Here is a 15,063-nt window from a genome sequence, read left to right as displayed (position 1 = left end):
ATGGCGTTCGACGAGATCATTCCCCTTCTTACCGAGCTGGTCTACCCCATGCTCGTGGCTGCATCTCTTGGTATGGCCCGGGCGCTGGGAGTGATCCTGATCACCCCGGCCTTCAACCGACTCGGCCTGACCGGGATGATCCGCTCCGCCGTTGCCGTGACCATTGCCTTGCCGATGATACCGTTCATCTTCTCCGCATTGCCGTCGATGGGGCCGCTGTCGACCTTCGGCCTCGCCTCTCTACTGGTCAAGGAGCTGATGATCGGCGCGGTCATCGGCGTGGTGTTCGGCATCCCCTTCTGGGCGGCGGAAGTGGCGGGGGAGCTGGTCGACCTGCAGCGTGCCTCGACCATGGGGCAGCTACTCGATCCGATGGGCAGTACCGAGTCCGGTGTCACCAGCACGCTGCTGGTGGTGACCCTGGTGGCGCTGTTCTTCGTCTCGGGAGGCTTCATGGTCATGCTCGAGGCGTTCTATGCGAGCTATGCGCTGTGGCCGGTGGAGCGCTTCGTGCCGGTGCTGGAGACCCGTACCGCCCTGACGATGCTGGAAATGCTGGACCAGGTGATGCGGGTGGGCGTGATGATGGTCGCACCGCTGGTGATCGCCATCCTGGTCGCCGACCTGATGCTAGCCTACCTGGCGCGCATGGCACCCAGCCTGCATGTGTTCTCGCTGTCGCTGGCGATCAAGAACCTGCTCTTCACCTTCCTGATGCTGATCTACATCGTCTTCCTGATACCGCTGCTGGTGGAAGAACTCGGCACGCTGGGTGATGGCTATCGCCGCCTCGAGACGCTATTGAGCGGCGCCTTCGGGCTGTCTGCAGGGCAGGGAAGCGCATGAGCGAGAAACCCAGCGAAGAGAAATCGCTCCCGCCCTCCGAAAAGAAGCTGCGCGATGCGCGCAAGAAAGGGCAGGTGAGCAAGAGCTCGGACATGGTTACCGCCATGGTGATGCTTGGCTGCACGCTCTATCTCGTCATGGCCGCCGGTGGCATCGAGCAGCGGGTTCGCCACCTCATCAGCACTACCACGCGCCTCTACCACGAGCCTTTCGATACCCTGTGGCCACGCATGCTGGCGCTGGGCGCGGAGATCGTGGTGCGCTCGGTACTGCCGATCATCATCATTTCCGTCGTGGCTGCCGTGCTGACCAATATCCTGATCATGCGTGGCCCGGTATTCTCGGTGGACCCGATCAAGCCGAGGTTCGAGCGCATCAATCCTGCCGAGGGCTTCAAGCGAATCTTCTCGGCTCGCGGTGTGATCGAGTTCGTCAAGTCGCTGATCAAGATGTCTGCCCTGGCCACGGCGTTCGTGATTGTCTTCCGACTGGGCCTGCAACCCCTGATGGATTCGCCGCGCTGTGGCTTCGCTTGCCTGGATGGCATCTTCATGGCGCTACTCAAGCCGCTGATCATTACCGCCCTGGTGGCGTTTCTGGTGGTCGGTGCCATCGACGTGCTGATGCAGCGCTGGCTGTTCCGACGCGATCAACGCATGACCAAGACCGAGCAGAAGCGTGAACGGAAGGACATGGAGGGTGACCCCGAGATTCGCCGTGCCCGTCAGCGCGAACGGCGCGACCTGTATGCCCATAGCGCACGAACCGGTATGGAGAATGCCTCGCTCATGCTGGGTGCGGCCGGTGACTGGCTGGTAGGGCTGCGCTACGTCAAGGGCGAGACTCCCGTGCCGGTGGTGGTCTGCAAGGCCTCCCCCGAGGAGTCCGCCGCGCTGCTTGCATCGGCTGCCGCTCGCGGGGTCACCGTAGCCAACCGACCAGGCCTGGCGGCTCGAATCGCCAAGCGGGCCGGTAACGGGGGGCCGATTCCTCAAGATACGTTCCAGGCGGTCGCCGATGAGCTGGTGGCAGCCGGGCTCATCTAGAGCCAGTTCCGTCTGAACGATGTCGCAATGTCGATCTCGATAGGGCTCGCGCGACTTATGAATGACGGCGGATGCGCTAGTCTTATGAACCATCCAGGAGAGACCACCATGCAATACATGCTGATGTGCTGTATCGACGAGGCGCTGTGGAACGGCTTGCCGGATGCCGAGCGCGACTCGGTCATGAACGATTACAACGCCCTGATCCAGGAGATGGTCACCAGCGGCCACTACCGTGGCGGTGCCCGGCTGCAATCGGTGGACAGTGCCACCACCCTGCGTGAGCAGAACGGCAAGGTAGTGATGCTGGATGGCCCCTTTGCCGAGAGTCGCGAACAGCTGGGTGGCTTCCATGTGGTGGAGTGTCGCGACCTGGACGAGGCCCTGGGATTGGCCCGGCGTATTCCGCCGCTGCGGGTCGGCGGCTCGGTCGAAGTGCGACCGGTGGATCCTGCCTATCGACTGTGAGGAAATTGAGTGACCCTGGACGATCTCTATCGCCGCGAGTATGGCCGTGTGCTGGCCAGCCTGATTCGCCGCTTCGGTCACTTCGAACTGGCGGAAGATGCCGTGCAGGCGGCCTTCGAGGCGGCGATGGTGCAGTGGCCGGCGCAGGGCTGGCCGCCGAACCCGACCTCGTGGCTGATCTCCACCGCCCGCCACAAGGTGGTCGACCAGTTGCGTCATCAGCAGATGCGCGAGCGCAAGGGCGACGAGCTGCGCCAGCACCTGGAGCTGCTGCTGGACACCGACCTCGAGGCCGAGCCGCTCGACAGCCTGCGCCTGATCTTCGCCTGCTGCCATCCGGCCCTGGCACGACCCGCCCAGGTGGCACTGACGCTGCATACCCTGGGTGGGTTGCGTACCGAGGAGATCGCCCGCGCCTTCATGGTGCCGGTGCCGACCCTGGCCCAGCGGCTGGTGCGGACCAAGGCCAAGATCCGCGACGCCGGCATTCCTTTCGAAGTGCCCGACGACACGGCCCTGGGCGAGCGCCTGGAGTCGGTGCTGGCGGTGATCTACCTGATCTTCAACGAAGGCTATGCGGCCAGCTTCGGCGACGACTGGGTGCGCGGCGACCTCTGCGCCGAGGCGATTCGCCTGGGGCGAATGTTGGTACGGCTGCTGCCGGCGGAGCGCGAGGCACGTGGCCTGCTGGCGCTGATGCTGCTGCACCATTCTCGACGCGATACGCGGACCGACGCGGCTGGCGATATCGTGCTGCTGGAGGAGCAGGATCGCTCGCGCTGGCATGCCGACGAGATAGAGGAGGGCAGCGCGCATGTTGGCATCGCGCTGCGTGGTGGCGTGCTCGGCGGCTACGCGGTGCAGGCTGCCATTGCCGCGCTGCATGCTCAGGCGCTGACGCCGGCAGAGACCGACTGGCGGCGCATCGCCGCGCTCTACAGCCTGCTGTACGCCCTTCAGCCCACACCGGTGGTGGCACTCAACCGAGCCGTGGCGATCGCCATGGCCGACGGGTTGGAAGCGGGACTGGAACTACTCGACAAGATTCACCTGCCTGGCTATCACCTGCTGCCGGCCACGCGGGCCGATCTGCTGCGCCGGCTGGGCCGTCGTGATGAGGCGGCGGTGCATTATCGCCAGGCGCTGGCGCTGGCAACCCAGGGGGCTGAGCGACGTTTCCTCGAGCGCCGCCTGCGCGAGGTGCTGGCGAATGCCACCGATGTCGATTTGCCGTTGGCTCGCTCGAAAGAGGGATGAGGCCTATTGGCCCATCCCCAACTCATAACTCAGGAGACATCCCATGAGCTACGTCGATGGTTTCGTATTGCCGGTTCCCGAAGGGAACCTCGACGCCTACCTGGACATGGCCCGGCGGGCCGGCGAGGTCTGGCGCGAGCATGGCGCGCTGGAGTACGTGGAGTGCGTGGCCGATGACGTCAAGCCGGGAGAGCATACCTCCTTCCCCCAGAGCGTCAAGCTCGAACCGGGGGAGACGGTGATCTTCTCCTGGATCCTCTATGCCTCGCGTGAGGAGCGTGACCGCATCAATGCCAAGGTGATGGAAGACCCACGCATGGCAGACATGATGGATCCGGCCAACCACCCGTTCGACGGCAAGCGCATGATCTGGGGTGGGTTTCGCGAGGTGCTGAGGCTGCCCTAGCCCCTGGACCTAGCCCCTGGAACCCCAGACCCTAGACCAGCCAGGCGACAACTAGTCCCGCCACTGCGGAAGCCAATGTCGGGCCGGCAATGCAGCGGGCCAGGTGAGCATTGCCGGCACTGACGGCCAGCACAATCTTGAACAAATTGTTGACCGAGGCCGCCAGCACGATGCCCAGCACGGCGGTGGAGGGTTCGATGGTGTTCGTGGCCATGCGGCTCAGCGACAGGGCAACGGCATGCACATCCGCCATGCCGGAGACGGCGGCCAGCAGGTAGACGCCGGCAGCGCCAAGCCAGGCCCGCAGCCACTCACCCAGCACCATGACTACCGCCAGCAGGGCGCCGAGCAGCAGTGCGGCGCGCAGCTCAAGGGGGTTCTGGGTCATCGGCCGGTCGGCCTTGGGATTGCGGCGGTGGCGGCGCCATAGCCACAGCGCCGGCAGGTATAGCGTCACGCCCATGGTCGCGACCGGTGCCGCCAGTTGCGGCAGCAACGTGGGGCCGAGCAGAGCGGCATAGAGCAAGAGGCGCGGCAGCATGGTGCCGCAGGCCAGCAGGATGCCGGCGGCGAGCATCGGGGCGAGCTGCGGTTCGCGGCGTGCCTGGCGGGCGTACTGCAGGGTCAGGGCGGTGGAGGAGGTGAGCCCGGCGAACAGTCCGGTGAACAGAATGCCTTTTTCGGTGCCGCCGAGGCGCACGGCAAAATAGCCGATGAAAGAGATCGAGGCGATCAATACCACCAGCCACCAGATCTCGTAGGGGTTGAGTACGCCGCCAGGGCCCATGTCTTCGTTGGGCAGTAGCGGCAGCATCACGACGCTGATCAGCAGCAGCTTGAGACCGGCGTCGAGCTCGTTGGCCTGCAGCTTGTTGAGCAGGCCATGGATCTCGCGCTTGTTGTCGAGGATCAGCGCCGTGACCACTGCACAGGTCGTGGCCAGGGCGATGTTCACCGCCACCGCCAGGGAGCCGAAGCAGAACGTCAGCAGCAGTCCGATCAGGCCGGTGATGCTGTAGTCGCGGCTCTGCTCCATGCGAGCGCGGTAGCCGACCAGGGCGATGATTGCCACGGCCAGGAAAATCAGTGGAAAGGCCCAGGGCGTCAGCACTTCCGCGAGCAGGGCCGCTATGCCACCGAACAGGCCCACCAAGGCATGGGTGCGCACCCCGGCCACACGCTCGCCCCACTTCCGCTCGCGCGCAACCCAGCCGCGCTCGATGCCGATCAGCGCACCCAGCAGCAATGCCACGGCAAGCTCCATGAGAACGGTATTATCGGCCAGAAAGTCGCTGGCAAGGTCGTCCATGCCGTTTCCTTCCCTGGAAAGCCTCTCCCTCTAGCGTGGAACGCTAGGCCGCTACCTTCAACTGTGGATGGTCGGCGTTTTCCGTTCGCGAAGCGCTTGCCAAGGGACGGATCCATGTCGAATACTGTATATGATTACAGTATTTGTTTGGAGGCCCCATGGAGCTTGCCCCTTTCTCCTTCTTGCGCGCCGTCTGCAGTGCCACCACGGGAGCCGGTCTGCAAGCCCAGCCCTTGCTGGGCTGCCGGGTGCGGGCCGGTTTCCCCAGCCCTGCCGACGATCATCTGGATGGCGACCTCAACCTGCACGAATATGTCGTGCGGCGTCCAGCATCCACCTATTTCGTGCGCGCCGAAGGAGATTCGATGCGAGGTGACGGTATCCACGATGGCGACTTGCTGGTGGTGGACCGCAGTCTGGAGCCGTTGCCCGGACGGGTGATCGTGATAGCGGTGGATGGTGAGCTCACCGTCAAGCGGCTGGCCCACCAGCGCGGGCGCACCGTACTGCTGGCCAGCAACCCAAGCTTTGCGCCGATTCCATTGGAAGGGCGCGAATGCCATGTGTGGGGCGTGGTGACCCATGTCGTTCATGCCTTGCCGGGGGCCTTGCCATGATCGCCTTGGTCGATGGCGATAGCTTCTACGTCAGCTGTGAGCGGGCCTTCGATCCGCGTCTGGAAGGGCTGCCGGTAGGTGTACTCTCCAATAACGATGGCTGCGTGGTGGCGCGCTCACGGGAGCTCAAGGCGCTAGGCGTGGCCATGGGGGCGCCATTGCATCAGTTGCCCCCGGCTATCCGCCGCCAGTCCGTGCTGCTTTCCAGCAACTACGCCCTCTACGGCGATGTCTCACGCCGGGTGAACCAAGTGCTCGCTGAATTCTCCCCAGTGGTGGAGCTCTATTCGATCGATGAGAGTTTCGTGCACTTTTCCGGCTTTGAGCCTGGGGCGCTGGAAGCCCATTGCCAGCGACTGCGTGAGACAGTGCAGCGTTGGACGGGTATCCCGGCCGGCGTGGGCCTGGCCCCCACTCGGGTGCTGGCCAAGCTGGCCAACCGCTTGACCAAGCGTGAGCTGGGCTACGAAGGCGTGTGCCTGCTCGAGGCCGATAGTGACGTAACCTGCCAGGTGCTTGAGCAACTGCCGGTTTCTGACCTGTGGGGCGTAGCCCGGCGAACAGCCGAGCGGTTGCAACTGATGGGTATCGAGACGGCCTGGCAACTGCGACAGGCCGATCCCAAGTGGATCCGTGGGTCCTTTTCGGTCGTACTTGAGCGTGTCGTCTGGGAGCTACGCGGCCATTCGACCATCGAACTCGAGGACCTGTCCATGCCACGCCAGCGCATCCTGGTGTCGCGCTCCTTCGGCAAGTTGAGCAGCGAGCTTGCCGACCTGCAGGCCGCCACGCGGCAGCATGCCACCCGGGCTGCCGAGAAATTGCGCCGCCAGGGCAGCCTGGCCCGTGCGGTGCTCGTCTTCGTGCGCACCAATCCGCACCGTTCAAGGGACGCCCAGTACGCCAATAGTCATGTCGTGGCATTACCGGAGCCCTGTGACGACACGCCAAGCATCCTTGCCGCGGTGCACCAGGCACTGACAGCGATCTTTCTCGAAGGGCATCGCTACCAGAAATGCGGCGTAATGCTGTTGGATTTGATGGATGCCGAGCGCAGTCAGCTCTCGCTGCTGGATGACCCCACCGATGAGAAGCGACGTGACCGCAGCCGACGATTGATGGCTACCCTCGATCACCTCAACCGGGAGATGGGGCGCGATACGGTGCGCTTCGGTCTGCCGCACAAGGATAATGCCTGGGAACTGCGCTGCCAGCGCCGCACTCAGCGCTACACCACCTGCTGGAAGGAACTGGTGACGGCCAAGACGCAATGATGAAGGCGCCACCCTCTTGGGGTTGCCGGCAACCACATGGCAGGGGGGCACCATGGGTGCCATGCTGAAGGCGAACCCTGCTCGCGGGAGATACCTATGCCATGGCCAATTCGCTGGCGCTGCCTGCTGTCGTTGCTGTGCGGTACCGTGCTGCTGACGGGCTCGCTGGCTGCGGGCGCGCGTGAGCTCGCCGCTGAAATCGACGAGATGGTCGAGGTGGAAGTCGCCACGGTGGGCCTGGCTGGCTTCGGCGGACCGCCGGTGGTGCTGCTGCGCGAGCCGGGCGCGCGGGAAGTCATCCCGATCTTCATCGGCGTCAACGAGGCGGGGGCCATCCTGCGCGGGCTGGCCGGGGAACGCACGCCTCGGCCCATGACCCATGACTTGCTGAGTGACGTACTCGGCGGAATCGACGCCACCCTGGAGCGGGTCTACGTCGATGCCATCGTCGATCACACCTTTCTCGGCATGCTGGAGCTGCGCCTGCCGGGGCGTGAAGAGACGCTGCTCATCGACAGTCGGCCCAGCGATGCCATCGCTTTGGCGCTCTATGCGGGGGCGAGCATTCATGTGGCGCCCCAGGTGCTCGAGGCGGCCAGAGAGATCGAGTACGAAGGGCTGGACGATCAAGTGGTCGTGGCGCTCGGGATTACCGTCACTCCGGTAACCGAGGATCTGCGCGAGGCGCTGGGCCTGCCCGACAGTCCCGGCGTGCTGGTCAGTGACGTACGCGGACCCGCTGCGGATGCCGGCCTTCAGCCCGGTGCGCTGCTGCTCGAGGTCAACGGCGAGGTGCCCGATACGCCGCTGCGCTACCTCGAGCTGGTGCGTGACACCGCCGTGGATGAGGATGCCCGGCTACGCTACTGGCAGGAAGGCGAGGAGAGCGAGCTGGAGGTCACCACCGACGTTCCACCGCCGCAGCCCGTACCGCGGCTACGGCATGACGTGCCCGGCATTCGCACTTGATCGCGTGGAAGAGGCTGCGAGGCGATGCATGGCCAGCCCTCCCTGGCTGGCCATTCCTCTTCGTCAGAAGGTTTCCCACTCCTCCTCGGCAGCGTGCGCCTTGCGCGGTTTGGGATCGGTGGCGGGGCGCGGAAGCGCGGTAGGCCGAGGGGTCGGGGCAGCCCGCTGTGCTGCCTTCGGCTGCGCCGGCCCATCCTCGCCAAGGATGAAGGTACCCACCAGTTCGCTGAGATGCTGCGCATGATGACGCATGTCGCCGGCAACGGTGGAAGACTGCTGGACCATGGCGGCGTTCTGCTGGGTCATGGTGTCCATCTCGGCCACGGCGGTATTGATCTGGCCGATGCCGGCATTCTGCTCTTTCGCGCCGGCGCTGATCTCGGCGATCACGTCGCTGACCCGCGCTACGCTGGCGACGAGTTCGCGCATGGTCTCGCCGGCTTGCTTGACGATGTTGGTGCCCTCACGCGTATGGGTCGCGGAAGTATCGATCAAGGATCGAATCTCACGCGCGGCATCGCCGCTGCGGCTGGCCAGGGTACGAACTTCCTGGGCCACGACCGAGAAGCCGCGGCCGTGTTCACCGGCGCGGGCGGCTTCTACCGAGGCGTTGAGCGCCAGGATATTGGTCTGGAAGGCAATACTGTCGATCAGCTTGATGATTTCCGCAATGCGGCCCGACGAGGTATCGATATCGGCCATGGTGCGCTCGACGCGCTGCATGGCGACCTCGCCTTCGCGGGCCACCTGGCTGGTGGCCACCACCAATTGATTGGCCTGTTCGGCGGACTCGGCGCTGTGGTTCACCGTGGCCGTGATCTCCTCCATCGAGGCGGAGGTCTCCTGCAGGTTGGCCGCCGCCTGCTCGGTGCGGGTCGCCAGCTCGTCACTGCTCTGGGCGATCTCCTCGGCGGCCTGGTTCACGCTGGCGGTGCTGCGGCGCACGTCACGCAGGGTATCCTGCATGCGCGAGACGAAGGCGTTGAATTGCGCTGCCAGCTCGCCGATCTCGTCGCGGCTCTCCACCGTCAGGCGCCGGGTCAGGTCGCCCTGGCCCTTGGCGATGTCGCGCATGGCTTCGGCGGTACGACGGATCGGTGCCACGGTACGGCGCACCAGCCAGATCGACACGATCGCTACGATGACGAACAGTCCCAGCCCGAGTAGTGCCGAGGTCAGAATGGAATGGCGCAGTTCGCTGGCCGCCTGGGCCCTGGCGCTGACCATGGCGGCGTCGATGTCGGTGGCGTAGACCCCGGCACCGAGCATCCAGTCGAACTCGGGCACGTTGACGGAATAGGAGTACTTGGTTTCGATGCTGCGGGTGCCGGGATACTCCCAGGGATATTCGTAGAAACCGCCGCCCTGGCGGGCCACGGTGATCAGGTCGCGGATGATATAGGCGCCATCGGGTGCCTGTACGCCGATCATGTTGGTGCCTTCGCGCTCGGGCATCGGCGCGGTCACTACGTTGAGGCCGTCGTGTTGATAGGCGAAGACGTAGTTGCCGCCTTCGAAGCGGATGGCACGCAGGATCCCGGCGGCGCGCTCGCGCTTTTCGGTGTCGCTGAGGCCGGAGGCCTGCAGGATGGGCTGAATCGCCGAATGAGCGCTCTCGACCACGTCGCGAACCCCAGACTTGCGCGTGTCGATGAGTAGCTCACGCTGATGTTCCAGGTTGATGCGACTGTCCTGGGAGCGGGAATAGGCATCGATGACCACCAGACTGACGGTGGTCACCAGCAGGGGCAGCAGGACCAGCAGCAGGAGACGAGCCTGAAGGCTCAGAGCGAATGAGGCCTTGGGAGCGGATGCTTCATGCATTGCGAAACCTCGAAGATAGCAAGTGTACTGATACGATCGTAAGTACTTACTAACTTCGGCTGATTTAGCGATGGCTTGAGGCCTGCCGACGATTCTAGGGCTACGACATTAGCCGTACGGCAGGCCGATCTGGAGTCTCGTGTGAGTCAGGGAGCCTCGCGAAGGCGGGTCAGGCCTTCCTGGGCGGTAGAGGCGACCAGCCGGCCACTGCGGTCATAGATGCTGCCGCGGGCGAAGCCCCGGGCGCCACCTGCCCAGGGACTGTCCATGTCATAGAGCAGCCAGTCGTTGACCTTGACGTCGTGATGGAACCACAGCGCGTGGTCGAGGCTGGCGATCTGCAGCTTGGGGTCGCGAAAGGTGATGCCATGTGGCACCAGGGCCGTGGTCAGCAGGTTGAAGTCGGAGCTGTAGGCCAGCAGGTAGCGATGCAGGGCCGGGTCGTCGGGTAACTCGCCGGTGAGGCGGAACCACAGCCGCTTACGCGAAGGCTGGCCCGGTTCGGCTTCGTCGCCCAGATGCAGGAACTCGATGGGGTGACCGGGAAAGCGCTCCAGGCGCGCGTTCGGATCCTGATCCAGCGCTTCGGGTAGGGTGACCCCGGGCATGGCCATCTGGTGGGCCATGCTCTCTTCGCGGCCGTGAAAGGAAGCGCTGCAGAAGAAAATGGGGCGGCCTTTCTGGATGGCAGTGACGCGCCGGGTGGTGAAGCTGCCGCCATCGCGCACGGCGTCGACCTGATAGACTACCGGGCGATGGGGGTCGCCGGGGCGCAGGAAGTATCCATGCAGCGAATGTGCCTGACGGCTGGCATCCACCGTATGGGAGGCGGCCGAGAGCGCCTGGCCGAGCACCTGTCCACCGAACAGCTGCGGCAGGCCAAGATCCTGGCTGCGGCCGCGGAACAGGTTCTCCTCGATCTCCTCCAGGCCGAGCAGATCGACGAGCGCATTCAGGGCATCGGTCATGGGTTTCCTCATCGGCGTATCATACGGTTGTTTCAGGCAACAGCATAACGGAGTCCGCGCCGATGCGCAGTGACGAATTCTACATGCACCGGGCGCTGGACCAGGCCCGCGAGGGGCTGGCCGCCGGCGAAGTGCCGGTAGGGGCGGTGGTGGTAAATGCCACCGGCGAGATCGTCGGCGCCGGCTACAATGCCCCGATCTCGGGCCACGATCCCAGCGCCCATGCCGAGATTCGCGCCCTGCGCGATGCCGCCCAGCGGTTGGGCAATTACCGCCTCGACGGCTGCACGCTCTACGTCACCCTGGAGCCCTGCCTGATGTGTACCGGTGCGATCATCCATGCTCGCATGGCCCGGTTGGTCTATGGCGCCGCCGAGCCACGTACCGGCATGGTGGAGTCGAAGGCCAACCTGTTCGCTCAGCCCTGGCACAATCATCGGGTCGCGGTGGAAGGCGGGGTGTTGGCCCCGCGTGCCGCCCGGCTGCTCAAGGATTTCTTCGAAGCCAGGCGCGAGAATGGCACAGCCTCTTCAGACTTTCTCGATGGTGGTTAATGGCGGGGCGGCCCTGACCCGATTGCGCCCTTCGGCCTTGGCGCGGTAGAGCGCGTCGTCGGCGGCCTGCATGAGGGTGGCGACGTCAAGCGGACCGTCGACCAGGGTCACGACGCCGATGCTGGCCGTCAGGACGCTGCCATCATGATGCCGTAGCTCGGCGTCCTGCAGATGCTGACGCAGTGCTTCAGCAATTTCCCGTGCTTGCACGGGGTCTGTCAGCGGCAGGCAGGCAACGAACTCCTCCCCACCGTAGCGGGCGAACAACCCACCGTACGACTGGATGATCTCGCATCCTATCCGACCCAGTTGATCCAGGTAGCGGTCGCCGACCAGGTGGCCCTGATGATCATTGATACGCTTGAAATGGTCGACATCGCAGATCAATACGCTCAGCGGCCTTTGAGCGGCATTGGCTTCCAGCGTTTCCATGAACAGCCGGCGGTTGGGCAACTGGGTCAGGTCGTCATGGCGGGCCAGCCACTCGACCTCTTGCTGGAGCTGGCTACGGGTGCGAATTTCGCGTCGCAACTCGGTGTTGGCAGAGTGAACCTTGCGATGCTGGCGTGCGAGGCGTGTGTAGCCGTGCAGTACCAGATAGAGCAGATAGGCCAGGGTCAGGCCGATGACGAGGCTGACTACCGGGTGCCGAGGCAACTGCTGCAACAGGCGAGAGTGGCTGGGCTGAACGCGCAAACCCAGCGGTGCGCCGGCCACGTCGAGCTGTACCTCGTGCTGCCAGGGGCCGAGGCGTGTCTCGGGTATCTGGCTGGCCAGTACCCGGTCGCCCTGTGTGAGCATAAGGCTGATGTGCTGCTTGTCCACCTCGCTGAACAGCGTTTCGGCCAGCATCGGCAAGCTGATGACCATGGCCACGGCGCCCAGAGTGCGTTGTTCGTCCAGAACGATCGGCAGGTAGTGAATGATGCCGGGAACGCCCTGCAGCAGCATGATGACGTCCGTGCGTCCGATACGCTGCTCGAAGAGCGCACGACTGACTGCCTCGCGCCCGGCGGGTTGGGCATCGAACAGGCGTGCCCCCAAGGCCCGGTGATTGATTTCGTTGAACGGATAGATTCGCGTGAGCCGGCTATCGGGGTCGACGAAGGCGATGTTGAGCAGATAGCGGAAGTCGCGGTGGTAGAGGGCCGCCTGCCTGGACCATTCGGCCTGGCTGGGCGAGGTGTCGAACAAGGTCCAGACGTTGGCGAAGCGTTCCACGGCGGCCAGGTGATCCTGTATCTCACGCGTAAGATGATCGCCGAGCTGCCGGGCTTCCGTCTCGACGGTAACATGCAGCTCGCGCTCGGTGACGGCCTTCTGATGATGCCACAGCAGCAACACGGCCAGAACAAGGATCAATGATGGTACCAGTGCGCGTCTGAGGGCGGTGGCATGGGCCCGCCAGCCTGGCAGGGCCGCCATGCCCAGACCCGCCAGCAGCGTTGCCATGGCCAGCGTGGGCCATGGTCCGGCTGCTGAACGCAACAGCTGAGTATCGGGGCCCGCCTTGCCGAGCAGGCCCTGCACTCCCAGCAATAGCGCCGTCATGAGCAGCAGCAGTGGGCCGCCCAGGGTGGAGCGGGTACGCGTGACGATCAGTATGGCCAGCAGGATCAGGCTCAGGGTCGTCAGCAGCGCCGGACGCCAGGCTTCCAGCGTCAGCCCCTCGACCAGCCCTCGACTCATGTCGTCCCAGCGCGACAGTGGTACCCAGTACTCCGGCAGCACATAGCTGACCAGTGCCAGTGTCAACGGCAGCAGGCTGACCACTACAAGCGTCTTGGCCGGCGCATGCCAGCCCCACAGCAGCATCAGCTTGGCCAGGACGAGCATGCCGGTGAGCCCGAGCGTGACGAACTCATGCAAGGGACGCTCGCCATCTCCAAGCACGATCCCGATGACGAGTGGCACGCTGGCCAGGCAGGTCAAGAAGGCGGCATGTCGATACATGGTCACGCTCTTCTAGAGAAGGGGAGAAATGATGTCGAACAGCGGGGCGTCGTCGTCCTCGCTGTTCGACAGTTCGTTGAGCTGCAGGTACTGCTGCTGGCTACGGTCGACATAGGTCAGGATCTCGTGGTAACGCCGGATGTTGCGCACGTAGATGACCGGTTCGCCGCCCCGCGCGTAGCCATGGCGCGTCTTGCTGTGCCATTCATGCTGTTGCAGCAGCGGCAACGCCTCGCGTACGTCTTCCCAGCTATCGGGATTGCCGCCAAGCTCTTCGGCTATGACGCGGGCATCATACAGATGGCCAAGCCCCACGTTGTAGGCGGCCATGGCCATGTATAGCCGATCCTCGCCCTGGATCGACTCGGGTAGGCGATCCTTGATCTGGCGCAGATAGCGCGCTCCGCCATGCACGCTCTGGGCCGGGTCGAGTCGATCACTCACGCCCATTTCGCCAGCGGTGGGCAAGGTCAGCATCATCAGGCCGCGAACGCCGGTGGGGGAGGTGGCCTCAGGGTTCCAGTGCGACTCCTGGTAGCCCAGTGCCGCCAGCAGCTTCCAATCGAAGCCGGTGCTGCGGGCCGCCTCGCGGAACAGCTCGGCGTAGGTGGGCAGGCGTGCGTTGAGGTGATCGATGAAGACCCGGGCGCCGACGTACTCCAGGTAGTCGTCATGGCCGAAGTGGCGAGCGACCAGTTCGTCGAGCAGCCCCTCCTGCTGCAGGCCGGTGAGAAAACGGTTGGCTTCCTGCTGCAGCCCCAGGCCGCCTTGGGCGGGAAAGGCCCAGGCCATGGAGAGTGGTCTGCCCAGTGGGAAGCCACGTTCCACGCCGGGAAAGAAGATCCGGTTGATGCGGAACTGGTGCTCGAACACCACCGCAGCATCGAGGCTGCCGTTCTCCACTCGGCTGAGCAGTTCGGCGACTTCCAGATCCGATGATTCCTGCCAGCCCAGCTCGGGATGCTCGGCCTGCAGCTCGCGCAGTACGCGATCGGTACCCGAGCCGCGAATGGTGCCGATGGTGAGGCCGGCGAGGCCCTCCGTGGTCTTGACCGGCGGCAGGCCACGGCGATAGACCAGTAGCGGTTGCAGGTCGAGAATCGGGCGGCTATAGATAAGGTCTCGCTGGGTCAGGTCCAGCGGCAGGGCGGCCGCGGCGAGATCGCCTTCCTGGCGCACCGCGTCCAGCGCACTGTGGATATGATGGCGGGCATCCAGGGTCAGGCTGACGCCGAGGAACTCGGCGAAGCGGCGCATCAACTCGTACTCGAACCCGGTTGGGCCGTGGCGTCCCTCGTAGTAGGTGGTTGGGGTGTTGCGCGTGTGAATGCTGATGAAATCGCGCTCTTGAACCGCTTCCAACAGACCGCTGACGGGCTTGAAGTGGCGATAGGGCGCCAGGCACAGCACGACTCCCAGCAGCAACAGGGCGGCCAGGCGCAGGCGGCTCAGCAGGAGACGACTATCGAACTCGGGCATTCAGGCGACGATCGGCGAAGAGAGCTTCACGATAACGGCCCAAGGCACGCCTGTCATCTGCTGCATTTCGTCTGCCCGTCGCTTTCCAGTATC

General features: G+C 64.6%; 14 protein-coding genes. 9 read left to right on the top strand and 5 right to left on the bottom strand.

The window, feature by feature from the left end:
* The 5 genes from sctT (at nucleotide 1) to SPH52_RS00835 (ending at nucleotide 4,023) form a co-directional block, all read left to right on the top strand.
* Nucleotides 1-846, top strand: coding sequence for a type III secretion system export apparatus subunit SctT (gene sctT / locus SPH52_RS00855; RefSeq protein WP_411793099.1), 846 nt, complete (start codon nucleotides 1-3; stop codon nucleotides 844-846).
* Entirely contained in the window at nucleotides 843-1,892 is a 1,050-nt protein-coding gene (locus tag SPH52_RS00850) for an EscU/YscU/HrcU family type III secretion system export apparatus switch protein (RefSeq protein ID WP_411793098.1), read from the top strand. Before sctT ends, SPH52_RS00850 begins: the two co-directional genes overlap by 4 nt.
* Nucleotides 1,893-2,000: 108 nt before the next feature.
* A complete protein-coding gene (locus tag SPH52_RS00845; protein WP_411793097.1) occupies nucleotides 2,001-2,360 on the top strand; it encodes a YciI family protein in 360 nt (119 codons plus the stop codon).
* Nucleotides 2,361-2,369: 9 nt separating this feature from the next.
* Entirely contained in the window at nucleotides 2,370-3,617 is a 1,248-nt protein-coding gene (locus SPH52_RS00840) for an RNA polymerase sigma factor (protein ID WP_411793096.1), read from the top strand.
* A 43-nt stretch (nucleotides 3,618-3,660) separates the two neighbouring features.
* On the top strand, nucleotides 3,661-4,023 hold the full coding sequence (locus SPH52_RS00835) for a DUF1428 domain-containing protein (protein WP_411793095.1): 363 nt from the start codon (nucleotides 3,661-3,663) through the stop codon (nucleotides 4,021-4,023).
* Nucleotides 4,024-4,054: 31 nt separating this feature from the next.
* On the opposite strand, the gene SPH52_RS00830 is transcribed toward SPH52_RS00835, so the two are convergent.
* Entirely contained in the window at nucleotides 4,055-5,332 is a 1,278-nt protein-coding gene (locus SPH52_RS00830) for an MgtC/SapB family protein (RefSeq protein ID WP_411793094.1), read from the bottom strand.
* Between the two features lie 158 nt (nucleotides 5,333-5,490).
* Here SPH52_RS00830 and SPH52_RS00825 point away from each other — a divergent pair, with 158 nt between their 5' ends.
* The 3 genes from SPH52_RS00825 to SPH52_RS00815 all read left to right on the top strand — a co-directional run bounded on the left by SPH52_RS00825 (nucleotide 5,491) and on the right by SPH52_RS00815 (nucleotide 8,192).
* Nucleotides 5,491-5,949: a LexA family protein gene (locus SPH52_RS00825; protein WP_411793093.1), complete on the top strand. Its 459-nt coding sequence runs from the start codon at nucleotides 5,491-5,493 to the stop codon at nucleotides 5,947-5,949.
* A complete protein-coding gene (locus SPH52_RS00820) occupies nucleotides 5,946-7,223 on the top strand; it encodes a Y-family DNA polymerase (protein ID WP_411793092.1) in 1,278 nt (425 codons plus the stop codon). Before SPH52_RS00825 ends, SPH52_RS00820 begins: the two co-directional genes overlap by 4 nt.
* 96 nt (nucleotides 7,224-7,319) lie before the next feature.
* Complete coding sequence (locus SPH52_RS00815) at nucleotides 7,320-8,192, top strand: bifunctional nuclease domain-containing protein (protein WP_411793091.1); 873 nt, start codon at nucleotides 7,320-7,322, stop codon at nucleotides 8,190-8,192.
* A 63-nt stretch (nucleotides 8,193-8,255) separates the two neighbouring features.
* Here SPH52_RS00815 and SPH52_RS00810 read toward each other — a convergent pair whose 3' ends face one another.
* Together SPH52_RS00810 and SPH52_RS00805 are read right to left on the bottom strand one after the other, a co-directional pair.
* The gene (locus SPH52_RS00810; RefSeq protein ID WP_411793090.1) at nucleotides 8,256-10,016 is read right to left on the bottom strand and encodes a methyl-accepting chemotaxis protein; all 1,761 of its coding nucleotides are present in this window, start codon (nucleotides 10,014-10,016) and stop codon (nucleotides 8,256-8,258) included.
* A 146-nt stretch (nucleotides 10,017-10,162) separates the two neighbouring features.
* Entirely contained in the window at nucleotides 10,163-10,984 is an 822-nt protein-coding gene (locus SPH52_RS00805; protein WP_411793089.1) for an acyl-CoA thioesterase, read from the bottom strand.
* Nucleotides 10,985-11,046: 62 nt separating this feature from the next.
* Between SPH52_RS00805 and tadA the strand changes: the two genes are divergently transcribed.
* Nucleotides 11,047-11,538, top strand: a complete 492-nt coding sequence (gene tadA / locus SPH52_RS00800) for a tRNA adenosine(34) deaminase TadA (RefSeq protein WP_411793088.1) — start codon at nucleotides 11,047-11,049, stop codon at nucleotides 11,536-11,538.
* On the opposite strand, the gene SPH52_RS00795 is transcribed toward tadA, so the two are convergent.
* Together SPH52_RS00795 and mltF are read right to left on the bottom strand one after the other, a co-directional pair.
* A complete protein-coding gene (locus SPH52_RS00795; RefSeq protein WP_411793087.1) occupies nucleotides 11,515-13,491 on the bottom strand; it encodes a diguanylate cyclase domain-containing protein in 1,977 nt (658 codons plus the stop codon). The two genes, tadA and SPH52_RS00795, sit on opposite strands and share 24 nt — an antisense overlap.
* 12 nt (nucleotides 13,492-13,503) lie before the next feature.
* Nucleotides 13,504-14,970: a membrane-bound lytic murein transglycosylase MltF gene (mltF, locus tag SPH52_RS00790; protein ID WP_411793086.1), complete on the bottom strand. Its 1,467-nt coding sequence runs from the start codon at nucleotides 14,968-14,970 to the stop codon at nucleotides 13,504-13,506.
* Nucleotides 14,971-15,063 lie beyond the last annotated feature (93 nt).

The sequence above is a fragment of the Halomonas sp. A29 genome (genome assembly GCF_046723295.1).
In the GTDB taxonomy this organism is placed as follows: Bacteria; Pseudomonadota; Gammaproteobacteria; order Pseudomonadales; family Halomonadaceae; genus Halomonas.
This window is presented reverse-complemented; position numbering and strand designations above follow the sequence as displayed.